16 protein-coding genes are annotated in these 22,609 nt (G+C 75.5%); 10 read left to right on the forward strand and 6 right to left on the reverse strand.

Annotation, left to right across the window (positions count from 1 at the left end; all coding sequences use genetic code 11):
* Window positions 1–77: 77 nt before the first annotated feature.
* From ACTJIY_RS04790 to ACTJIY_RS04810, 5 genes are all read right to left on the reverse strand, one after another.
* Window positions 78–2,276, reverse strand: a complete 2,199-nt coding sequence (locus tag ACTJIY_RS04790; RefSeq protein ID WP_440673743.1) for an adenylyl cyclase — start codon at window positions 2,274–2,276, stop codon at window positions 78–80.
* Between the two features lie 407 nt (window positions 2,277–2,683).
* Entirely contained in the window at window positions 2,684–4,363 is a 1,680-nt protein-coding gene (locus ACTJIY_RS04795) for a DNA repair helicase XPB (protein WP_253052684.1), read from the reverse strand.
* A 105-nt stretch (window positions 4,364–4,468) separates the two neighbouring features.
* On the reverse strand, window positions 4,469–6,952 hold the full coding sequence (locus tag ACTJIY_RS04800) for a helicase-associated domain-containing protein (protein ID WP_440673744.1): 2,484 nt from the start codon (window positions 6,950–6,952) through the stop codon (window positions 4,469–4,471).
* Between the two features lie 116 nt (window positions 6,953–7,068).
* Window positions 7,069–8,022, reverse strand: a complete 954-nt coding sequence (locus ACTJIY_RS04805) for a hypothetical protein (RefSeq protein ID WP_440673745.1) — start codon at window positions 8,020–8,022, stop codon at window positions 7,069–7,071.
* A 229-nt stretch (window positions 8,023–8,251) separates the two neighbouring features.
* A complete protein-coding gene (locus tag ACTJIY_RS04810) occupies window positions 8,252–9,190 on the reverse strand; it encodes an NAD-dependent epimerase/dehydratase family protein (RefSeq protein ID WP_440673746.1) in 939 nt (312 codons plus the stop codon).
* A gap of 120 nt (window positions 9,191–9,310) precedes the next feature.
* On the opposite strand from ACTJIY_RS04810, the gene ACTJIY_RS04815 reads away from it, so the two are divergent.
* The 4 genes from ACTJIY_RS04815 to ACTJIY_RS04830 all read left to right on the forward strand — a co-directional run bounded on the left by ACTJIY_RS04815 (window position 9,311) and on the right by ACTJIY_RS04830 (window position 14,716).
* On the forward strand, window positions 9,311–10,039 hold the full coding sequence (locus tag ACTJIY_RS04815; RefSeq protein WP_253052692.1) for a TetR/AcrR family transcriptional regulator: 729 nt from the start codon (window positions 9,311–9,313) through the stop codon (window positions 10,037–10,039).
* Window positions 10,040–10,159: 120 nt separating this feature from the next.
* Window positions 10,160–10,543, forward strand: a complete 384-nt coding sequence (locus tag ACTJIY_RS04820; RefSeq protein ID WP_253052694.1) for a cold-shock protein — start codon at window positions 10,160–10,162, stop codon at window positions 10,541–10,543.
* Window position 10,544: 1 nt separating this feature from the next.
* On the forward strand, window positions 10,545–11,573 hold the full coding sequence (locus ACTJIY_RS04825; protein ID WP_253052696.1) for a DUF3027 domain-containing protein: 1,029 nt from the start codon (window positions 10,545–10,547) through the stop codon (window positions 11,571–11,573).
* Entirely contained in the window at window positions 11,570–14,716 is a 3,147-nt protein-coding gene (locus ACTJIY_RS04830) for a sacsin N-terminal ATP-binding-like domain-containing protein (RefSeq protein ID WP_440673747.1), read from the forward strand. Before ACTJIY_RS04825 ends, ACTJIY_RS04830 begins: the two co-directional genes overlap by 4 nt.
* Here the strand turns inward: ACTJIY_RS04830 and ACTJIY_RS04835 are convergent.
* Complete coding sequence (locus ACTJIY_RS04835; RefSeq protein ID WP_253052702.1) at window positions 14,692–14,955, reverse strand: DUF2530 domain-containing protein; 264 nt, start codon at window positions 14,953–14,955, stop codon at window positions 14,692–14,694. The genes ACTJIY_RS04830 and ACTJIY_RS04835 overlap by 25 nt on opposite strands.
* A 447-nt stretch (window positions 14,956–15,402) precedes the next feature.
* On the opposite strand from ACTJIY_RS04835, the gene ACTJIY_RS04840 reads away from it, so the two are divergent.
* From ACTJIY_RS04840 to ACTJIY_RS04865, 6 genes are all read left to right on the forward strand, one after another.
* Window positions 15,403–16,917, forward strand: coding sequence for a sugar transferase (locus ACTJIY_RS04840; RefSeq protein ID WP_440673748.1), 1,515 nt, complete (start codon window positions 15,403–15,405; stop codon window positions 16,915–16,917).
* Window positions 16,918–16,957: 40 nt separating this feature from the next.
* Window positions 16,958–17,704, forward strand: a complete 747-nt coding sequence (locus ACTJIY_RS04845; protein WP_353708495.1) for a hypothetical protein — start codon at window positions 16,958–16,960, stop codon at window positions 17,702–17,704.
* Window positions 17,705–17,789: 85 nt separating this feature from the next.
* Window positions 17,790–19,265 carry an NCS2 family permease gene (locus ACTJIY_RS04850; protein WP_440673749.1) on the forward strand — a complete coding sequence of 492 codons (1,476 nt, stop codon included), beginning with the start codon at window positions 17,790–17,792 and terminating at the stop codon, window positions 19,263–19,265.
* Between the two features lie 9 nt (window positions 19,266–19,274).
* Window positions 19,275–20,630: a mannose-6-phosphate isomerase, class I gene (gene manA / locus ACTJIY_RS04855; protein WP_440673750.1), complete on the forward strand. Its 1,356-nt coding sequence runs from the start codon at window positions 19,275–19,277 to the stop codon at window positions 20,628–20,630.
* An 86-nt stretch (window positions 20,631–20,716) separates the two neighbouring features.
* On the forward strand, window positions 20,717–21,175 hold the full coding sequence (locus tag ACTJIY_RS04860) for a MarR family winged helix-turn-helix transcriptional regulator (protein ID WP_253052715.1): 459 nt from the start codon (window positions 20,717–20,719) through the stop codon (window positions 21,173–21,175).
* Window positions 21,172–22,518 carry an MFS transporter gene (locus ACTJIY_RS04865; protein WP_440673751.1) on the forward strand — a complete coding sequence of 449 codons (1,347 nt, stop codon included), beginning with the start codon at window positions 21,172–21,174 and terminating at the stop codon, window positions 22,516–22,518. The genes ACTJIY_RS04860 and ACTJIY_RS04865 overlap by 4 nt, the downstream gene beginning before the upstream one ends.
* Window positions 22,519–22,609: the final 91 nt, after the last annotated feature.

Below are 22,609 nucleotides of genomic sequence, written 5' to 3' on the forward strand. Positions count from 1 at the left end.
CGTCGGCCGGCACGACGGCGGAGGCCCGCCTCCCTCTCGGGGAGACGGGCCTCGTGACGCTCGACCGGTGCGGTCGGTCACCCGCAGGTCAGCGCCGCGTAGGGCGCGCTGACCTCGCTCGTGACGCCTCCGGCGACCGCGCTGACGACAGCGTCGCCCGCCGCCACCGAGGCGGCGCGCACCGCGAACGACTGGTACGCGTTCGCGCCCGGGGCGACGCTCGCGACGGTGCGCGACCCGAACGGCGTCGAGAGCGTCACCGCGAGCGGCGCGTCGCCGCCGTTGGTCGCCCGGACCGCGACGTACGCCGTGCCCGCGAGGCAGCGCGTCGTGGCCTCGACCGTGACGTCGGCCTCCGCGGGGAGGTCGGTCGGGTACGCCACGACCTGCGGGGACGCGAACGAGCCGACGGCGGGAGCGCCCGTGTCGTTGACGACGTGCTCGATGCCGCCCGACCCGTTGAGGAAGACGCTCGTCATCGACCGGAACGTCACGCCTGCGCGGACGGGCGCCTGGATGCCGCTCGCGACGCGCACGTCGACGCCCTGGTTGAAGAACGAGTACACGCCCAGCCCGACGGCGTCGTGCCGCCGGACGTGGTCGCCCACCCGGTACGACGCGTACCCCGTGCGGTCGCCGTCCATGAACGCGGCCTGGCTCGGCACGTCGTAGGGGATCTCGCTCTGGTAGAAGACCGTGCGGCCGCGCTCGCCGTTCCAGATCGTCTGGTTCTTCTGGTAGTGCTCGACGAACAGGCCCGTGGCGGTCACGTCGTCGCCGTTCACGACGACGCCGTGGTCGCCCGTGTTCTGGTCCCACCCGATGCCGCTGCCGTGGTCCCCGCGCCAGGCCCAGATGTGGTCGAGCAGCACGTGGTCGCTGTTGACCTCGATGCTCGTCGTCGCCTTGCCGACCCACGGCCCGCCGACGCGGACGAACACGTCGGTGAGCGTCGTCGGGTCGGCGGCGTCCGCCACGTGCGCGTCCGCCGGACCGACGCGCACGAGGACGTCCGACTCGACGGGTCCGGCGTCGACCGTGATGCCCGCCACCTTCACGCCCGCGACGTCGCCGATCTCCAGCGCCGCGGTGCCCGACGTCGGGGCGAGGGACGCGTAGCCGAGGCCCAGGACGACCGTGTCGGGGTTCTCGACGCGGATCGCCTCGTCGAGGTGGTAGACGCCGGGCGTGAGCAGGAGGTTCTTGCCGGTCGCGAGGGCCGCGTTGATCTCCGCCGCCGAGTCGCCCTCGTGGGCGACGAAGAAGGCGTCGAGGGAGAGCTTCTGGCCCGCGTCGGCGTCGGTCGACCAGTCGACGCCGCGCGTCTCGGTCCGCGCGTGCGGCACGAACACGGCGAGGTCCTCGCCGTCACGGAACAGGAACGGCGCCTCCCGGCTCAGCGGGGTCGTGTCGAGCGTCGTCTTGTTGCCGGTGGTGCCGTCGGACCGGGGGCCGAAGTCCGTGGCCGGGGCGCCCTCGACGCCGGAGAACACCATGTTCCACACGCCGCCGTCCCAGGTGCCGACCTCGGAGTTGCGCGTGTACCACTGCTGCTGCGAGCCGGTCACGAGGCGGCCCGAGACGCGCGAGTTGGCGAGGTAGCCGCCGCTCGCGTACTCGCCGAAGCGGCCGAAGACCGTGAGGTCGCCCTGGATGTCGACCCGGCGCAGCGGCGCGGCCTGCGACACCGCGAACCGGAGCTGGTGCGGGTCGGTGATCCCGGCCGGGAACGGGCGGTTCACGTCCTCGTCGACCGGCCGCTGGATCGGGTTGATCGCCACGTTGCTCAGCGAGCGCCAGAAGCGCGTCAGCGAGCCCGGGTCCTGGCAGCTCCACGGGTTGTTCGGGCAGCTCACGACCGGCTGCACGCTCAGCGCGCCGTTGATGAGCACGTCGTCCGGCTGCGCGCCGAGGCCGGCGATCGCGGTGTAGTAGCCGACCTCCGCGTTGACGATCCCCGTCGCCGTCGCGGGGTCGTCTTGGCCGGACGCGTCGCCGTAGACGCCGGGCTCGAAGAACACGGCGTGCCGGTCCTGGCTGAACTCCGCCTCGTCGTTGATCGACGCGAGGTAGGTGTTGATCTGGTCCACCGACCACGAGTCGTCGATGAAGACGACGTTCGGTCCGAGGTCGGGATCGGTGGCCGGGGCGGCCGTGGCGGGCGCACCGAGCGCCACGCCCGTCGCGGCCACGGCGAGCGCCGCCACGCCCGCACCGGCGGCGCGGGCTCGACGGGCTGTCCTGCCCGCGTCGGGGATGGTCGTCGAGAGGGTCACGGTGGGTGTTCTCCTTCGAACGGGGAGCCGACGCCAGCGCGCCGACGCCAGCGCGTCGTCGCGCTGATGCGGGGAGCCTAGGCCACGACTGACTGTCTTGTCAGTAACTCCTTGGGAGCGCTCTCACATCGTGGGACGTGCGCCGAGTGCTGGGGATCTGTCGGCAGAACCGCCCCGCGACGACACATCCCCAGCACTCAACGGAGCGGGGGCCTCGTCACTGCACGACGCCCAGGTCCTGTGCGTTCTCGGTCAGCCCTGGGCGTCGTTCCGTGCCGGGCGGGTACCTTGCTGCGCTGCGGTCCCCACCCGTCACTGCACGACGGCGAGGTCCTGTGCGTTCTCGGTCGGCCCTGGGCGTCGTTCCGTGCCGGGCGGGTACCTTGCTGCGCTGCGGTCCCCACCCGTCACTGCACGACGCCCAGGTCCTCCGCGTCGACGATGCGGTAGGCGTACCCCTGCTCCGCCAGGAACCGCTGGCGGTGCGCCGCGAAGTCCTGGTCGACCGTGTCGCGCGCGACGACGGCGTAGAAGTGCGCGGTGCGGCCGTCGGACTTCGGGCGCATGACGCGGCCGAGGCGCTGGGCCTCCTCCTGGCGCGACCCGAACGACCCGGACACCTGGATCGCGACCGAGGCCTCCGGCAGGTCGATGGAGAAGTTCGCGACCTTCGACACGACGAGCCGCGAGATCTCGCCCGAGCGGAACGCGTCGAACAGGCGCTGGCGCTCGCGGACCGTCGTCGCGCCCGTGATGAGCGGCGCGTCGAGGTGCTGCGACAGCTCCTCGAGCTGGTCGAGGTACTGGCCGATCACGAGCACCTGGTCGTCCGGGTGCTGCGCGACGATCTGCTCCACGACCCGGTTCTTGCCCGCGGCGGTCGCGGCGAGCCGGTACTTGTCCTCGGGCTCGGCGACGGCGTACGTCATGCGGTCGGACTCGGGCAGCGTGAGGCGCACCTCGACGCAGTCGGCGGGCGCGATGTAGCCCTGCGCCTCGATGTCCTTCCACGGGGCGTCGTACCGCTTGGGCCCGATGAGCGAGAACACCTCGTCCTCCCGGCCGTCCTCGCGCACGAGCGTCGCGGTGAGCCCGAGGCGGCGGCGCGCCTGCAGGTCCGCCGTCATGCGGAAGATCGGCGCGGGCAGCAGGTGCACCTCGTCGTACACGACGAGGCCCCAGTCGCGGGCGTCGAGCAGCTCGAGGTGCGTGTACACGCCCTTCCGCTTGGTCGTCAGCACCTGGTAGGTCGCGATCGTGACGGGCTTGATCTCCTTGCGCGCGCCGGAGTACTCGCCGATCTCGTCCTCGGTGAGCGTCGTGCGCCGCACGAGCTCGTCGCGCCACTGGCGCGCGCTCACCGTGTTCGTCACGAGGATGAGGGTCGTCGTCCCGGACTTCGCCATCGCGCCCGCGCCGACGATCGTCTTGCCCGCGCCGCACGGCAGCACGACGACGCCGCTCCCGCCGTGCCAGAACCCGTCCACCGCCTGCGCCTGGTACGGGCGCATCTCCCAGGGCTTCGGCTCCTCGCCCTCGGCGCGCGGCGGCGTCGTCGGGCTGAGCGCGATGGCGTGCTTCTCGCCGTCGACGTACCCCGCGAGGTCCTCGGCGGGCCAGCCGAGCTTCACGAGGACCTGCTTGAGGTGGCCGCGCTCGGACGGGTGCACGACGACGGTCGTGTCGTCGATCCGCTCGCCCACCAGGCCGGCGGTGCGCTTGGACTTGAGCACCTCGGCGAGGACGGCGCGGTCCGTCGCCTCGAGCACGAGCCCGTGCGTCGGGTGCTGCGCGAGCGTGAGCCGCCCGTACCGCGACATCGTCTCCGCGACGTCGATGAGCAGCGCGTGGGGCACGGGGTAGCGCGAGTACTCGATGAGCGTGTTGACGACCTGCTCGGCGTCGTGCCCGGCCGCGCGCGCGTTCCACAGCCCGAGCGGCGTGAGCCGGTAGGTGTGGACGTGCTCGGGGGCGCGCTCGAGCTCGGCGAACGGCGCGATGGCGCGCCGCGCGTCGTCGGCGCGCGGGTGGTCGACCTCGAGCAGGAGCGACTTGTCGCTCTGGACGATGAGAGGTCCGTCGGTCATGTGTCTCCTTGCCGAGGTAGAGCCGTGGTCGCGCGAGGTGGAGCCGTGGTGCCGCGAGGTCGAGGCGTGGTCGTGACCACGGTTCTCCCTCGCGCTACCAGGGCTCTACCTCGGCGGGGTGTCGGGGGTGACGGACGCGATGCGGTGGACCGCGACCGTCAGCTCCGCGTCGCGCGCGGGATCCTGCGCGCGCAGCCGTCCCGCGTCGAGGGTCAGCGGTCGGACGCGGCGGCGGTCCTGCGAGCCCGTCGGTCCGACGACCTCGAGCCAGACCAGCGCCCCGTCGGCGATCGCCTCGCGCAGCAGACCCAACGCGGCCACCGGGTCGGATGTTCCCTCCGCAGGGCCGTACCCGTCGGCGCGTCCGTTCGTGCCCGACGGCGTCCGCTCGCCCGCGCGCGTCCCGTCGCCCTCCGCGAGGGCCGTCCGTCCGGGCCGCCCGCCCGCGCCGTCCCCCGCGCGCTCGGCGGAGCGCGCGTCCTCCGCGCGCAGGCGGGCGACGAGGTCCGCGAACCGCTGCGTGCGCTCGGCGGCGCCGCCCGGCTCGTCGACGCGCGCCCCGGAACCGGGGACGACGCCGGTCCGCGCGCGCCCGCCCGCGCGCCGCCCCGCGGTGGCGACCCGGCCGCGTCGGGACGGTGCGACGCCGTCGGGAGCGCCCCGCCGGCCGGCCCGGTCCGCGACGAGCACACGCCCGTCCGGGCCCTCGACGACCGCCGGCACGCCGCGGGCGCGCAGCGCCTCCTGGAGCTCCCCGGCGGGCGCGGCCGACGCGAGCACGGTCGGCGCGAGGAGCGCGAGGCCCAGCCCGCGCAGCGCCGGGTCCTCCGCGATCCCCGCGAGCAGCACCGGGTCCTCCGCGCGCACGTACGACGACGCCGTCCCCACGCGGACCCGGCCGTGGCGGCGCGCCGTGTCGCGCACCAGGTACTCGAGCGGCTGCGGCACGGGGGTGCGCGAGTGCGCGGCGAGCTCGGCGAGGAGCTCGTCGGCCGTCGCGCCGCGGTCGAGCGCGCGCAGGACGGAGTCGGGTGTGAACCGGACCGTCGTCGCGGCGCCGCGCGACTCGACGTCCGCCGCGACCTCGACGAGCCGCTCGAGCGTGCGCGACGGCCGCCCCGGCACGATGCCCGTGAGGTCGCCCTGGAGCAGCAGGTCGTCGACCTCGGCCGGGAGCACCGCCTCGAAGGCGGCGCCGAGGTCCGTCGGGCCGGTCCCGGACGACGCCTGCACGTCGTCGGCACCGAGGAGGACACGTCCCGGGGGAGCGAGCGCGCCCGCACCGGTGACCCCGAGCAACGCGGCCTCGCGCAGCAGCCCCGCGACGGCCTGCTCCGGTGGCACCGCCCGCGGCGTGCGCCACCGCAGCACCGCGACGACGTCGGCCGCGGCGAGCGGGCGCCCGGGGGCGAGGTCGAGGACGTCCAGGACGGACCGCCGCAGCCGGGGCACCCAGGGGCGCCACAGCTCCGGGTCGAGCGCGGCGCGCAGGGCGCCCTTCTCGTCGCGGCTGCCCACGAGCCAGGGAGTGCGGCGCGAGCGCCACCAGCCGCGGGCGAGCGTCGCCCAGCGGTCGCCCAGGTCGTCGTCGAGCCAGTCCTCCGCGGCGAGCGTCGGGGCGAACGTCGGCGGGTCGTCGCCGTCGTCGGCCACGAGCCCCGCCGCCGCGGCCAGCTCGACGACCGCGGCCGCCGTCGGGTCGTCCACCTCGAGCGCGACGGCGGCCCGCCGCAGGTCGCGCACCCCGAGCCCGCCGGCGCGCAGCACGCCCGGCGGGTGCTCGGTCCAGTGCGCCACGAGCCGCGCGACGAGCCGCACGGCCTCGAGCCCGGCGCTCGCGGACTCCGCGTCGACCGTCGCGGGCGGGAGGTCGCGGACGTCCGGGACCGGAGGAGCCGTCCGGACGTCGCGATGGGTGCGGCCACCGCGCAGGGCGAGCCCGACCTCGCGCGGCAGCACGACGTGCCGCTCGTCCGTCGCGCGCAGGTAGCCGTGCTCGACGAGCCAGTCCGTCGCGCGCCGCGCGGACGCGTCCGCGCGGGGGGCGACGCCGACGGGCGGTCCCCACGTCAGCGCGTCGAGGATCGCCCGGGTGCCGGGCGGGGCGTCGTCGGGCAGGTCGCCCCTCCCCGCCGCGCCCGCGTCGCCCGCGGCGAGGGCCGCGACGGGGCCGAGGCCGGCGGGGTGAGGGCCGAGGACCTCCGCGACGCCCGGCGCCGGGCGGAACCCGGCCGACCGTGCGCCGGGGGTCCAGACGAGCGCGAGCTCGTCGAGGAGGGCGAGCGCGGAGGTGACGCGCGCGCGGTCGACGCCCGTCGCCCGCGCGACCGCCGCCGCCGTCGCGGGCGACCCCACGGAGTCGAGCACCAGCACCGCCTCCAGGACGTGGAGCGTCAGCTCGTCCAGCCCGGCGAGCGCACGCTCCAGGCTCGTCCGGTTCATCGCGCGCGCGGCGAGCGAGAGCAGGGTCGAGGGCGACGGCGTCGCGAGGTCGGGCCGCCGCCGGAGCAGCGCGACCAGGGCGGCGTCGTCGCGCTGGCGCAGCGACTCGCTGTACGTCGGAGCCCGCTCGGGCCGGGAGGTGGCCATCCGTTCGATGTTACGCGCCGGGCCCGGTCCCACGAGATCGGTGATCGCGGTCGAGATCGGCAGTCAGGACCGCCGATCTCGACGGAACGTGCCGACCTCGTGCCGGACCGCCGAGCTCACAGAGGCGGGAGGAACGGGTCGGGGCGGAGGCCGCGGACGACGTCGGGCGGGACGTGCCGCAGCACCCGCGCGACGACGTGGGACGGCCGGTCCCGGGAGGTGACGCGCAGCAGGCGGTTCCCCGTGCGCTCGACCGCCTCCTGCCGCAGCTTCTCCTGGACGAGCACGCGGCCCGGGTCCTCGCGCGGCGCCAGCCCGGACGGGCCGGTGCGGTACTTCACCAGGCCGTCGAACTCCAGCAGCAGCCGCCACCGCGTCCAGCCCAGGTCGACCCGCACCGGACCGACCTCGGTGCGGAGCGGCACCTGCGTCTCCGGGCGCGGCAACCCGGTCCGCAGGAGGATGTACCGCAGCCAGGTCTCGCGGGCCGACTCCGCGCCCGGGTCCGCGAGCTCGAGCACGTGCCGGGCCCGACGGGATCCGCGACCTCGCGGTGACCGGTCGAGGACGGCCGCGACGTCGGACCGCCGGACGCCCCGCGCGAGCGCCGCGTCCGCCACGACGAGTCCGTCGAGCGCGGGCAACGTGCGCAGGCAGTCGGCGACGGTGCGCGCGAGCGAGGTCGCGGTGACGCCGCGGATCGTCGCCCGGTCCTCGGCGCCCACCTCGCCGACGTGCCGCGTCACGTCGCGCGCCGCGGATCCCGACCTGCGGTACGGCTGGACCACGTGGGTCGTCGTGGGGAGCTCCCACACGGGCAGGCCGTGCAGGAGCGCTGCGGACGCGTGGCTCACGACGGGGTCGGCGCGCAGGGCTCGGGCGACGGCACGGGCTCGGGCGACCGCGAGGGTCCGCGCCGCCGCGAGGGGCGGGACGTCGGGCGGGGACGTGTCGCGGTACGCACCGCGCCGCACCCGTTCCCACTCGCCGGTGGCGAGCCGGCGTCGGACCTCTTCCGGGAGGTGCTCGTGCGCGAGGTGGAGGGGGGTCGGGGGCTCTCGACTCGGCATGGGGAGAGATCCTGCCGCTCCTGAGACCACCGCCGGCCGGGCGGTACCGGAGCTGTGGACGACGACCGCACGGTGCGGAGGTTGTGGACGGCGCCCCGGGGCGACCCCGTGCCGTTCAGGGCCGCAGCACGTGTTCGGCAGGTTCTGCCGACGTCGGCACGTACGACCGCCGACCTCGACTCGGACCGCCGAGCTCGACTGTGTTCGCCGATGTCGACGGGTCCGGTGATCAGCCGCGGGCGGTGCGGCGGCAGACCTCGTCCCAGGGCGTGGGTTCGATCCCGAAGCGGGCGCGTGCCGCGGTGTCGTCGAGGACGTAGGGCCGCTCCCACTGGTAGGCGAGGTCGCGCAGCTCGCGCAGCAGCGGCGAGAACAGGCCGGCGGCGGCGAGGCCGGCGCCGCGCAGGGAGCGGACCCGGACGGGCGGTCGCCCGACGCTCGCGAGGACGTCGGTCAGCGCCTCGCGCTGGGTGCGGGGCGGGTTGCTCGGGGTGTGCCACGTGCGGCCGTGCGCGTCGGGGTCGGCCGCCGCGGCGACCAGGGTGCGGGCGGCGTCCTGGACGTCGGTGAACGAGTGCGGCAGGTCGGTGCGCCCGATCATCGTCACGGCGCGCCCGCGCAGGGCTGCCGGCACGACGCGCGAGACGTGCCCGTTGCCCCCGACGCCGGGCCCGACGAAGTCGGAGCTGCGCACCTCGACGACGCGCGCGCGCCCGGCACGGTGCGCGGCCAGCGCGTCGGCCCACAGCCGGGCGCGCAGGACCCCCTTGTGGTCGGTCGCGACATCGGGCAGGTCCTCGGTCATCGGCCCGTCGACGGGGCCGTAGGGGTAGAGGTTGCCGGTGATCGCGTAGACGGCGCCGGTGCGCTCGGCGGCGGTGAGCAGCGCGGTCGCGAGGGGCGGCCAGACGCGCTCCCACTGCGTGTAGTCGCCGGGGTTGGCGCAGTTGTAGAGCACGTCGGCGCCGTCGGCGACGCGGGTCAGGGCGTCGGCGTCGGAGGCGTCGAGGGCGCGGTGGGTGGCGCCCGCGACGCCGGTGTCCCGGCCGCTGCGGGTGACGACGGTGACGTGCGACCCGCGGGCCGCGAGCTCGGCGGCGACGTGTCGGCCGACGGGCCCGGCGCCGACGACGACGTGCCGGTCGGACGAGGACGGTGCGTTGGTCATGAGGTCTCCTTTCCGAGAGCAGTGCTCTCGCTTCGTCGAGGAGCATGGCACGGGTCGGCATCCATTGCAAGAGCACCGCTCTCGTTTGTGGGCGCCGCTCTCGTCTGTCACCCTGTCGGGATGACGGCTCCTCGCACGGCACGCGCCCTGGCGCGCGAGACCCTGACGCGCGACATCCTCGACGCCGCCCGCGCGCGCCTCGTCGCCGACGGCCCCGCCGGGCTCTCGCTCCGGGCCGTCGCGCGCGACGTCGGGATGGTGTCGTCGGCCGTCTACCGCTACTTCCCGAGCCGCGACGCGCTCCTCACGGCGCTCCTCGTCGAGTGCTACGACGAGCTCGGCGCCGCGGTCGAGGCGGCGGAGGCCGCGGTCGCGCGCGACGACCTGACCGGCCGGTGGCTCGCCGCGTGCCGCGCGCTGCGGGCCTGGTGCGTCGAGCGTCCCGGCGACTTCGCCCTGCTCTACGGCACGCCCGTCCCCGGGTACGCGGCGCCGCAGGACACCGTCGAGCCCGCGACGCGCGTCGTGCGGACCCTCGTCCGCGTCGTCGCCGACTCCTGGGCGGGCGGCGAGGGCCCCGCGCCCGCCCCGCCGTCGGCCGGGGACGCGGACGCGCTCGTCGCCCCCGCCGTCGCGTACGTCGCGTCCCGCGGGCTCGTCGCGGCCGACGCCCCGGCGGAGGCCGTCGTGCGCACGCTCATGGCCTGGACCACCCTGTTCGGCACCGTGTCCTTCGAGCTGTTCGGCCACCTCCACCGCACGGTGGCCGACTACGCCGACTGGTTCGACGCCGTCGCCCTGCGGGCGGGGGCGGACGCGGGCGTGGTCGCCCGGTCGGCGGCGCGCTGACCGGACCGACGGCGCGGCACGGCGGGCTCCGGGAGCGTGCCAGCGGTATGGATGCGGCTTTGCCGCCGCGTGGCCGGTAGCCTGGGGGTTCTGGTTCCTACGAGCACGAACGAGGTTCACGTGCCCACCGGCAAGGTCAAGTGGTTCGACACCGAACGCGGGTTCGGCTTCATCGCCAACGACGACGGCGGCGAGGTCTTCCTGCACGCCTCCGCGCTGCCCGCCGACGCCCCCGCGCCCAAGCCGGGCGCCCGGGTGGACTTCGGCGTCGCCGACGGACGGCGGGGCCCGCAGGCGCTCGCGGTCACGTTCCTCGACCCGGCGCCGTCCGTGGTCAAGGCGAAGCGCCGCTCGGCGGACGAGATGGCGGTCATCGTGGAGGACCTCATCAAGGAGCTCGACCGGATCCGCGACGGGCTCGGCAAGGGCCGCTACCCGGAGAAGGGCAAGGCCACGATGGTCGCCAAGGTCCTGCGCGTGGTCGCCGACGAGATCGAGGGCTGACATGGTCGCCGTGGCTGCTGCCGAGGAGCGTTCCCGGGGAGTGTCCGCGCGTGCCGCGCGCGACGCCGTGCTCACGGGCGCGGTCGAGCTCGCGCGCGCCGCGGCCCAGGAGGTCGCCGAGCGACCCGAGGACGTCGGGGAGCACCTCGGCACCTTCGCCGAGGCGGACCGCCTCATCTCCCACCGGTTCGCGTGCACGATGCGCGGCTACCGCGGCTGGCACTGGACCGTCACCCTCGCGCGCGTGCCGCGCGGGCGGACGGCCACGGTGTGCGAGGTCGAGCTGCTGCCGGGCGACGGCGCGCTGCTCGCGCCGTCGTGGCTCCCGTGGTCCGAGCGCCTGCAGCCCGGCGACGTGGGGCCGGGCGACGTGCTCCCGTTCCGCGCCGACGACCCGCGCCTCGAGCCCGGCTACGTCCCGACGGGCGACGAGGAGCAGGACGCCGTCGCGATCGACGAGCTCGCCCTCGCGCGCGCCCGCGTGCTGTCCCCGCAGGGTCGGGACGAGGCCGCCGAGCGCTGGTACCGCGGCTCGCGCGGCCCGACGGCCCGCGGTGCGGTCGCCTCGGCCGCGGAGTGCGGGTCGTGCGGCTTCCTCGTCACCCTCCAGGGCAGCCTCGGCCAGGTGTTCGGCGTGTGCGCGAACGAGTGGTCGCCCGACGACGGCAAGGTCGTGAGCCTCGACCACGGGTGCGGTGCGCACTCGGAGACCGACGTCGAGCCGCAGCGGAGCGACTGGCCCGACGCCGACCCCCTGGTCGACGAGCTGCACGTCGAGATCGTCTCCCTGCTCGAGTCCGTCGCCCCGCCGGCGGTGCCCGCCGAGGACGGGGCGACGGCCGACGAGGCGGCGACGGCCGAGCCGGAGGCCGCGGTCGCAGCCTCCGGGGCGCCGGCGGAGGTTGCCGACCCGGAGACCGCTCCGGAGGCCCCACCGGCCGACGCCCCCGACCCGGGGACCACCCCGGAGGCCCCGGCGGCCGACGCGCAGCCGGCCCCCGAGCGGGCGGCAGACGAGCCGCAGGAGTGACGGACGACGTCTTCGGGACGGCCGCGCTGCGCCGTGCGGTCCTGGAGGCGTGGCGGTCGTCGCCGACGCGGCTGCGCGAGGACGCGAACACCGAGGAGGACCACGCCCACGGGTCGTACCGGGGGCGCGTCGTCGTCGAGCTCGCGCAGAACGCCGCGGACGCCGCGGCCCGCGCCGGGGTCCCGGGGCGGCTGCGCCTGAGCCTGCACGCGCCGTCGGGACCGGACGAGCCCTGGGTGCTGCGCGCGGCGAACACGGGCGAGCCGCTGGACGCCTCGGGCGTCGCGTCGCTCGTCGCGCTCCGTGCCTCCGCGACCGGACGCAGCCCGCGCGACGCCGACGGTCGGACGCCCACGGTGGGACGGTTCGGGGTCGGCTTCGCCGCGGTCCGCGCGGTCTCCGACCGGGTCCGGGTCGGGACGGGCGAGCGCGCCGTCGAGCTCTCGGTCGCGCGCACGCGCGCCGCGCTCGACGACGTGGTCGCCGACCGTCCGGACCTCGCCGCCGAGGTGGCGCGCCGCGGCGACCGGCTCCCGGCGCTGCGACTCCCGTTCCCGGCCCGTGTCGAGGTGCCGCCGGGGTACGACACGGTCGTCGAGATCGAGCTGCGCGACGCGGACGCCCTCGCCGCCGTCCGCGCGGAGCTCGCCGACGTGGGGGACCCGCTCCTGCTCGCGCTCCCGGCGCTCGCCGAGGTCGTCGTGGCCGGGGACGGCGTCGAGGAGCGACGGGTCGCGGACGTCGCCGACCGGTGGACCGTCCTGCGGCGCGAGGGGACGATCGACGCGGCGCTGCTCGCGGACCGCCCGGTCGAGGAGCGTGCGTCGACGCGGTGGTCGGTCACGTGGGCGCTCCCGGACGACGGGGCGCGCACCGACGTGCTGCACGCCCCGACCCCCACCGACGAGCGCCTCACCTTCCCCGCGCTGCTCCTGGCGACCTTCCCGCTGGACCCGGCGCGCCGGCACGTCCCGCCCGGGCCGGTCACCGCGCACGTGGCGCGTGCGGCGGGGCGTGCGTACGCGGAGCTGCTCGGCGAGCTCGCGCCCGAGCGCGGTGCCGACGTGCTCGCCCTCGTCCCGACCGGGCTGCCGGCGAGCGCCGTCGACGCGGAGGTCCGCGCGTCGGCCGAGGCGGCGCTCGCCCGGACCCCGCTCCTGCCGCTCGACGCGCCGGTCGCGCGCCCCGCCGCGGGGGTTCTCCGTGCCGACGACGACGTGCTCGAGGACGGGGGCGCGGCGGCGACCGTGCGGCAGGCCCTGGTCACGCCCGCCGAGGCGTGCGTCCTCGCGGGGGACGTGGGCGACGCGCGCGTGCGGTCCGAGCTGGGGGTCGCCCACCTGGTGGACGTCCCGGGGCCGCTCCGTGCGGTCGCGCGGTCGCTCGGCACACGGGTCGTGGACCTCGCGGACGTCGTGGACGACCTCCCGCTCGTCGCCGACCCGGCGCGCTGGCGGTCGCTGTACGACGCGCTGGCACCGCACGCCGGCGACAGGTCGGTGCTCGAGGCCCTGGGGGCGCTCCCCGTGCCGCTGCTCGGCGGGCAGGTCGTGCGCGGCGCGCGCGGGCTCCTGCTCCTGGACGCCGGGCCGGGCGAGCCGTCGGACGGCGGTGCGCTCGACGCGCGCGACGCGGCCGAGCTCGGGCTGCGCGTGGTCGACCCGCGGGCCGCGCACCCGCTGCTCGAACGGCTCGGGGCACGGGCGACCCACCTCCGGGCGGTGCTCTCCGAGGGGGCGGTGCGCGAGCGCGTCCTGGCGGCCTCGGACGCGGCGGACGCGGGCGACGACCCGACGGCGGACGTGGGCCGGCTGCTCGCGCTGGTCGCTGCCGCGGTGCGCGCGGCACCGGACCCGGCGCGGGCGGGCCTGCCCTTCTGGTGGGGCGAGCTGCCCGTGCCGACGGCGGACGGTGGCTGGTCGCCCGTGCGCGGCTGCGCGCTGCCCGGGACGTGGGCCGCGGACGCGCTCGACACGCTCGACCTGGTCGATCCCGCGGTCGTCGACCGCTGGGGCGAGCCGGTGCTGCGCGCGGTGGGCGCGGCCGACGGGCTCGGGGTGCTGCGCGTGCGCGACGTGCTCACGCCGGCGTCGGACGACGAGCCGGACCTGGACCCGCACGCCCCGGAGGGCTGGCTGTCCGACTGGGGCGGGTACCTCGCGTACCTCGCGGCGACGCTCGGTCCCGAGGCGTACGCGGGCGACGTCCTCGCGGTCGCGGACCTCGACGCGGTCGCCGACGCGGCGTGGCCGGACGCGCTCGCGCGCCTCGCCACGGAGCCCGGGACCCGGGAGGCGCTGCTCGCCCCGGTGCGGGCCGAGGGAGGTCGGACCACCACGGCGCGCTCCTACACCGCGTGGTGGCTGCGCGAGGAGCTCGGCGGCGCGTTCGCGCTCGGGTCGGGCCTCCGGCACGTCCCGTTCCTGCGCCCGGCCCCGCCGGACGTGGCGGGGCTCGACGACGAGGTGCTGGCCGCGCTGGGCGGCGTGCGGGACCTCGCGGAGCTCGCGCCGGACGAGTGGGTCGAGCTGCTGGACGACCTGCCCGACGTCGGAGAGGCGGTCGACGCGCGGGCCGCGCTGACGCTCTGGCGCGCGCTCGGCGCCCTCGCGGCCCGGGGCGAGCGGCTGGACCCGCCGCCCGAGCGCCTGCCCGCGCTGCGTGCCGGGGCGGTGCTGGTGGTCGGCGCGGACGACGTCGCCGTCGCCCCCGACCCGATGTGGTCACCCGTCCGCGCGGTCCTCCCGGCGCCGCCGGGTCTGCTGGCCGAGGTCGCCGACCTCCTGGACGTCCGGACCGTCCCGCGCACCGCGCCCGCCCCCGACGCCCCGGGCCGTCGTGGCGACGTCCCCGAGGCGGTGCGCGCGGTCCTCGACGGCGCGGCGCCCCGCACCTGGGAACGTCACGACGACCTGCGCGTGGGCGGGGTCGCGGTGCCGTGGTGGGTGGAGCACGGCGGGGGAGCGGACGCCGTGGTCCACGCGACCGGCCCGGCCGGGCTCGCGGCGGGGCTCGCGGTCGCGACGGGGCGCCACGGCGCGCGGTTCGTGCTCGAGCAGGCGCTCCGCGACCCCGACGCGGCGCAGGACGCGCTCGCGCGGACCGCCTGGGACGACCCTCAGTCGTCCGAGGACGCGCGGTAGCGGGTGCGGTTCCGGCGCTCCCACACGAGGCCGAGCAGGCCGAGGACGAGGCCGACGCCGCACGTCGCGACGGCGCGCGGCGTGATCGCGCCGGTCGCGAGGAGGGCCGTGCACACGACGAGCGCGACGGTCCAGAGGCCCATGCCGACGAGGATCACGACGCGCAGGTCGACCCGCCAGGGCCCGGGGTCGGGGCGGCGGCGGTCGGGGTGGAGCAGCAGCGTGACGAACGAGGGCACAGGGGCATCGTAGCCACCGCGCGGTTTTTCACCCGCTCCTGGCTGTCACACCCGTGACCTGCACCACATCTCCTTCTGGTGTGAACACACGTCGGGACCGCTCGCAACGGCACGCTAGGATGCAGGCGCCGCGCTACGGCCTCCACACATGGTCACTCGTCCAGGTGGATCTGGTCGGCGCCGGGCCGCACATCGCTTCGGGACCTTCGTCCGATGTATCCGGACCTTCGGCAGAACGTGGAACCTGGACACCCGTCCAATCTATTTCTCCGAGCGGCTAGCGCGGCACGAGATCCGCAGGATCCTGCCCCTCAGGACGACTCCGACCGTGACGGTGCGGAACGTCTTCTCACCCGGGTGAAACCCCCTGGCAACCCTCGTTCCCGCAGTTTCTGAACCCTAGGATGAGTCGCCATGCAGGGTGTGGAACCGACCGGAGGTGGACGCATGTCCCACAGCGTCACCGAGGACGCCAGGCGGAGCCTGCGCACCCTTCTCTCCACGACTCCCGCGGCGCGGATCCGCGCCGCGCGCGCCGCGTTCGCGGCCCAGGGCTGGGAGGTCGCCTACCGGCGCCGGCTCCTGCTCACCGACACCGCCGTGATCGTCGTCGCCGTCCTCGTCGCCTACTTCCTGCGCTGGGACCAGTTCATCGACGAGCCCGTCCGTGAGGCACGCGTTCCGTACGTCGTGCTCAGCCTGCTGGTCGGGGTCGCCTGGTCCGTCTCGCTCGTCGCGAGCCGGACGCGCGACCCGCGGGTGATGGGGAGCGGCCCCACCGAGTACCACCGGATCTTCGACGCGTCGTGGCGCCTCTTCGCCGTCCTCGCGGTCCTCGCGTTCCTGCTCCGCTTCCCGGAGGCGCGGGGGTACCTCGCGTTCGCGTTCCCGATCGGCCTCGGCGGCCTGCTCCTCGGCCGGTACGCGTGGCGGCAGTGGCTGCACGGTCAGCGGGCCCACGGTCGCATGCGGTCGGCTGTGCTCGCGATCGGTCACCGCGACCAGGCCGAGCGGCTCATCCGCGACCTCAACGGCCGCGACGAGTCGGGGTACCGCGTCGTGGGCGTGTGCGTCCCGTCGGGCGGGTTCGGGGCGGGCGAGGAGATCCGCGGCGTCCCCGTCCTCGGGGAGCTGCGGCACGCGGGCGAGGTCGCCACGCGGGTCGGCGCGGACGTCGTCGCCGTCTCGGGCTCGGACGCCATCACGGCCGAGGTCGTCCGCCGGCTCGGCTGGGAGCTCGAGCCGTACGGCGTCGACCTCATGCTCACGGCCGAGCTCGCGGACGTCGCCGGTCCCCGCATCACCATCACGCCGGCGGAGAGCGTCTCGCTCCTGCACGTGGACGCGCCGCGCTTCACCGGCCCCAAGTTCGCCGTGAAGTCCGTCATCGACTGGGCGGGAGCGGCGCTCATCACGCTCGCCGCGCTCCCGGTGCTCGTGATCGTCGCGCTCGCCGTCCGCCTCACCAGCCGCGGCCCGGTGCTCTTCCGTCAGGAGCGCGTCGGCCGCAACGGACGGACGTTCCCCATGTTCAAGTTCCGGTCGATGCGCGCCGGGGCCGACCGCGAGGTCCAGCACCTCGAGGAGCAGAACGACGGTGCCGGCCCGCTGTTCAAGATGCGCGACGACCCGCGCGTCACGCCCGTCGGCCGCGTGCTGCGCCGCTACTCGCTCGACGAGCTCCCGCAGCTCTTCAACGTGCTGCGCGGCGACATGAGCCTCGTCGGGCCGCGGCCGCCGCTGCCGCGCGAGGTGCAGCAGTACGAGAAGAAGGTGCGTCGTCGCCTCCTGGTCAAGCCGGGTCTCACGGGGCTGTGGCAGGTCGGGGGCCGGTCGGACCTGTCGTGGGAGGAGAGCGTCCGGCTCGACGTCTACTACGTCGAGAACTGGACGATGTTCGGCGACTTCCTCATTCTCGCGCGCACGGCGCGCGCGGTGTTCTCCGGCTCCGGGGCCTACTGAGGCCCGCCGGGATGCAGGGTCGGGCGCGGGGAGGTGCGTCGTGCGGGTCTCGGTCTCGGGATGCGGTCGCCGCGGCGTCCTGCACGCGGCGTCCCTCGCGGCCGCCGGCCACGAGGTCGTGCTCCACGACACGGACCCCGCTGCCCTCGACGCGCTCCGCACGGGCCTGGGCCACGCGGCTGAGCCGCGGCTGCACCGGCTCCTCGCGCTCGGCCTCGTGAGCGGGCGGCTGCGCCCGACGACGGACCGCACGGCGGTCGCCGGTGCGCGGGTGCACGTCCTGTGCGTCGGCGCGGGACCCGACCCCGACCCGGACGGCGTCTCGCGCGTGGTGACGCTCCGCGACGCGCTCGACGACCTCGCCCCGCACCTCGGCCCCGGGGACCTGGTCGTCGGGCGCGCCCGCGTCCCCGCCGGGACGGCGGAGTGGCTTGCGGCAGGCCTCGTCGCCGACGGCGTCCGCGCGACCGTCGCGTGGGTCCCCGACGAGCACCGGACCGGGCACGCGGTCGTCGACGTCCTCCACCCGGCCCGGCTCGTCCACGGGGTCCCTGCCGGCCCGGCCGGCGAGCGGGCGGCCGCGATCCTCGACGCGCTCCACGCCGTGCAGCTCGCGACCGGCGCTCCCCGGACCGTCACCGACCTCGCGACCGCGGAGCGGCTCGGGCACGGGGCCGGCACGCCGCGCCCCACGGCGCTCGGCGGTCGCGGCAGGACCGGCCACGACGGCGCGGACGTGGCGTCGAGCACACCCGGGGCGACGCTGGCCGCCGTCGGGGCCGCCTGACGTGGGCGGACGCCCACCGGGGACGATGCCGGACCGTGTCCCGCGTGTTACCGCGCGGTCACAGGGTTCTGGCAGCATTCTCACCATGTCCACACCCACCCCCGTCCACGAGGACGAGCACGCGCCTGCCCCCGCGTCCGGCGCGATCGACCGCTTCTTCAAGATCACCGAGCGCGGCTCGACGGTCGGCACCGAGATCCGTGGTGGTCTCGTCACGTTCTTCGCGATGGCCTACATCATCGTGCTGAACCCGCTGATCATCGGGACGGTCCAGGACGGCACGGGCCAGTTCCTCGGCGGCGGCGACGCGCCCGACTTCGGCAAGATCGCCGCGGCGACCGCGCTCGTCGCGGGCGTCATGACGATCGCCATGGGCGTCTTCGCGAACTTCCCCCTCGGCCTCGCGGCCGGGCTGGGCCTCAACGCGGTCGTGGCGTACTCCATCGCCTCGCTGCCGGGGGTGACCTGGGCGGACGCGATGGGTCTCGTCGTCATCGAGGGCCTCATCATCCTGCTCCTCGTGCTCACCGGGTTCCGCGAGGCGGTCTTCCGCGCGGTCCCGGTCGAGCTGAAGACGGCCATCAGCGTGGGCATCGGCCTCTTCATCGCGCTCATCGGCCTCGTCAACGCGGGCTTCGTCACCGCGGGCAGCGGCACGCTCCTCGCGCTCGGCAACCTCGGCACGTGGCCGATCCTCGTGTTCGTCGTGGGCCTCGTGCTGACGATCGTGCTGTGGGTCCGCAAGGTCAAGGGCGCGCTGCTCGTCGCGATCCTCACCGCGACCGCGCTCGCCGTCGCGCTGGAGAACACGCTGCACATCGGCGCCAAGGCGCCCGACGGCTCCAACCCGAACGGCTTCAACCTCAACGCGCCCACGTTCGACGGCGTCGTGCAGGTCCCGGACTTCGGCCTCCTCGGCCAGTTCTCGCTCCTGGGCTCGTTCCAGAACATCGCGACCGTCACCGTGATCCTGCTGGTGTTCTCGCTCCTGCTCGCGGACTTCTTCGACACGATGGGCACCATGGTCGCCGTCGGCGCCGAGGCGCGCCTCAACGACGCCGACGGCGTCCCGCCGCGCTCGCGCGCGATCCTCGTCGTCGACTCGCTCGCCGCGGCCGCGGGCGGCGCGGGCTCGGTGTCGTCGAACACGAGCTTCGTCGAGTCCACGACCGGCGCGGGCGAGGGTGCGCGCACCGGTCTCGCCTCGGTCGTCACGGGCGTCGCGTTCCTGCTCGCGACGTTCCTGTCGCCGCTCGTCGCGCTCGTGCCCTACGAGGCCGCCGCACCGGCGCTGGTCTTCGTCGGGTTCCTCATGATGACCCAGATCGCCGGCATCTCGTGGAAGAACGTCGAGATCGCGATCCCGGCGTTCCTCACGATCATCGTCATGCCGTTCACCTACTCGATCGCGGACGGCATCGGCGCGGGATTCCTCGCGTTCGTCGTCATCAAGCTCGCGCTCGGCAAGGTCCGCGCGATCCACCCGCTCATGTGGGTCGCGTCGGCGATGTTCCTCGTGTACTTCCTCCTCGGCCCGATCCGGGAGGCGCTGGGCCTCTAGGCTCGGCCCATGACGAGCGCGGCGGACGAGCGGTCGGGGAAGGCGTCGGTCGACGCCCTCCCCGCCGCTCGTCCGCCCGCGTTCTACCGGCTGGAGAACACCGTCCAGCCGTACGACTGGGGCTCGACGTCGGCGATCCAGGACCTCCTGGGGGTGGCACCGGACGGTCGTCCGGCGGCCGAGCTGTGGATGGGCGCGCACCCGCTCGCGCCGTCGCGCGTCGTGCCCGACGGCGAACGGCGCCCGGCCGAGGCGCGACCGGGCGTGCCGGCGGCATCGGGCACGACGCTCGCGGACCTGGTGCGCGCGGACCCGGTGGGGGCCCTGGGCCAGCGCGTGCTCGACCAGCACGGGCCCCGCCTGCCGTTCCTGCTCAAGGTGCTCGCCGCCGAGCGCGCGCTCTCGCTGCAGGTCCACCCGCGGCCGCACCTCGCGCGCGCCGGGTTCAACCGCGAGAACCGGGAGGGCGTGGCGCGCGACTCGCCGCTGCGCAGCTTCCACGACGACCAGCACAAGCCCGAGATGGTCGTGGCGGTGACGCGCTTCGAGGGGCTGTCGGGCTTCCGCCGTCCGACGCGCATCCTCGAGCTCCTCGACGGCCTCGACGGCGACCTCGTCGGGCGCATGCGGTCGGCGCTCCTCGCCAGCCCCACGGAGGCGGGCGTCCGCGCGGCGTTCACGCTCGCCCTGCACGCGCGTTCCGAGCCCGACGTCGCGGCGGACCTCGCGCGGACCGTCGCGTCGGTGCGGGCCCGGGCCGAGGCAGCGTCCGGGACCGGTGCCGCTCCGGCGTCCGGGGCTCCTCGTCGGACGTCGCAGCGTGCCGACGCCACGGTGCTCTCGCTGGCGGACCAGCACCCGGGCGACCCGGGCGCCGTCGTCTCCCTCATGCTCAACCGGGTCACGCTCGCCCCCGGGGAGTCGATGTTCGTGCCCTCGGGGCACGTGCACGCCTACCTGTCCGGGTGCGCGGTCGAGATCATGGCGAGCTCGGACAACGTCCTGCGTGCCGGGCTCACGACCAAGCTCGTCGACGTCGACGCGCTGCTCGAGTGCGCCACGTGCACGCCCGGACCCGCCGCACGGCCGCGGCTGGTCGAGGACGGTTCCGGCCTCGTCACCTACCGCCCGCCCGTGGCGGAGTTCGCGCTCCGGGCGGGCCGGGTCACGGGCCCGGTGGCCCTGCCCGACGCCGGTCCGCGCGTCGTGCTGTGCCTGGACGGTGCGGTGACGCTCGCCGGAGGCTCGGGTGCGCGCTCCGTCGAGGTGCGCCTGGCGCGCGGCGAGTCGGTCTTCGTCCCGCACGGGACGGGGCCGGTGGTCGCACGCGGTGACGGCCGCACCGTCGTCGCCTACGTGCCCTGACCCGGGTCGCACCCCTCACCGCTCTGCCCCGCGGGGGTGACGTGCGCCCCTTTCTTTACTCAAGGTAATGAGTTAAGGTAACTATCATGCCTGCTGCGGACCCCACTGCCCCCTCCCGGAGCCAGTGCCGGCCCGCGACGCTCGGCGGCGAGCTCCGCGTCGCGCTCACCCGCATCTCGCGCCGCCTGCGTGCCCAGCGCGGCGAGGCCGACCTCCCCGAGGGGCGGTTCGGCGTGCTCACGGTCCTGCACAAGCACGGCGCCATGTCGCCGAGCGAGCTCGCCGAGCACGAGCGCGTCAGGCCGCCGTCGATGACCCGGGCCGTCAACGCCCTCGTCGAGATGGGGCTCGTGGAGAAGACCGAGCACCCGAGCGACCGGCGTCAGGTCGTCGTGCGGCTCACGGACGCCGGCGTGCGCGAGGTCAAGGAGACCCGCCGCCGCCGGGACGCGTGGCTCACGCAGCAGCTGTCCTCCCTCACCCCCGACGAAAGAGAGACCTTGGCCCGCGCCAGTGAGCTGTTGACCCGGATCGCCGCCCGATGAGCGCGACGTTCTCCTCCCTGAAGTACTACAACTACCGCGTCTGGTTCGGCGCCGCGCTCGTCGCGAACGTCGGCACCTGGATGCAGCGCGTCGCGCAGGACTGGCTCGTCCTCACCGACCTCACCGACAACTCCGGCATCGCCGTCGGCGTCGTGACAGCGCTGCAGTTCGCGCCCGTGCTCGCCCTGTCCGCGTGGGCGGGCCTGCTCGCCGACCGGCTCCCGCGCCGCCGGCTCCTCATGGCCACGCAGGGCGCGATGGGTGTGCTCGCCCTCGGCCTCGGTGCCCTCGTCCTGTCCGGGCGCGTCGAGCTCTGGCACGTCTACGTGTTCGCCGGGCTCCTCGGCGTCGTCACCGCGTTCGACAACCCGGTGCGCCAGACGTTCGTCGCCGAGATGGTCCCCGCCGACAAGCTGTCCAACGCCGTCGGGCTCAACAGCGCGTCGTTCAACGCCGCGCGACTCGTGGGGCCCGGCGTCGCCGGTCTGCTCATCGCGGCCGTCGGCTCGGGCTGGCTCTTCGTCCTCAACGGCGTCACGTTCGGGGCGACGATCCTCGCGCTCGTGTACATGCGCACGCGCGAGCTCCACGTCCTGCCCAGCGCCCCGCGCGAGAAGGGGCAGATCCGCGAGGGCATCAGGTACGTCCGCAGGCGCACCGACATCATCGTCATCATGGTCGTCGTCGGCGTCGTGTCGACGTTCGGGCTCAACTTCCAGCTCACGTCCGCGATGATGGCCAAGGTCGAGTTCGGCAAGGGCCCGGGGGAGTACGGGATCCTCGGGTCGATCCTCGCCATCGGGTCGCTGACCGGTGCTCTGCTCGCCGCGCGGCGCGAGCGCCCGCGCGTCCGGCTCGTCATCGGGTCCGCGTTCGGGTTCGCCGTCGCGACGGGCGTCATGGCGCTCATGCCGACCTACCCGAGCTACGCGATCGCCTGCATCCCCGTCGGCCTCGCGTCGCTGACGATGATGACCGCGGCCAACTCCACGATCCAGATGTCCGTCCACCCCGTCATGCGCGGGCGCGTCATGTCGCTCTACATGATCGTGTTCCTCGGCGCGACGCCGGTCGGGTCGCCGCTCGTCGGCTGGATCGCCGAGGCCTGGGGGCCGCGCTGGGCCATCGGCGTCGGGTCGATCACCGCCGGCCTGGTCGCCGTGGGCGCCGCCGTCTGGGCCGTGCGCAACTGGCACCTCGAGGTCCGCTACCGCGTCCTCCAGCGCCCGCACCTCGTGGTCCGCTACCTCGACGCGGGCACCCCGGCGGACCGCTCGGCCCGCGCCGAGACGAGCCGTCGCCTCGGGATCGAGGACGCGGAGGAAGCGGCCCGCGCCGCCTGACGCCCGTCACCCCGCGTCGAACACGACATGAGGGTCGTCATGGAAGCCATGACGACCCTCATGTCGTGCTCGACGCGGGGTGGGGGCGTGC

This window comes from Cellulosimicrobium sp. 22598, assembly GCF_052044445.1.
Classification (GTDB): Bacteria; Actinomycetota; Actinomycetes; order Actinomycetales; family Cellulomonadaceae; genus Cellulosimicrobium; species Cellulosimicrobium cellulans_G.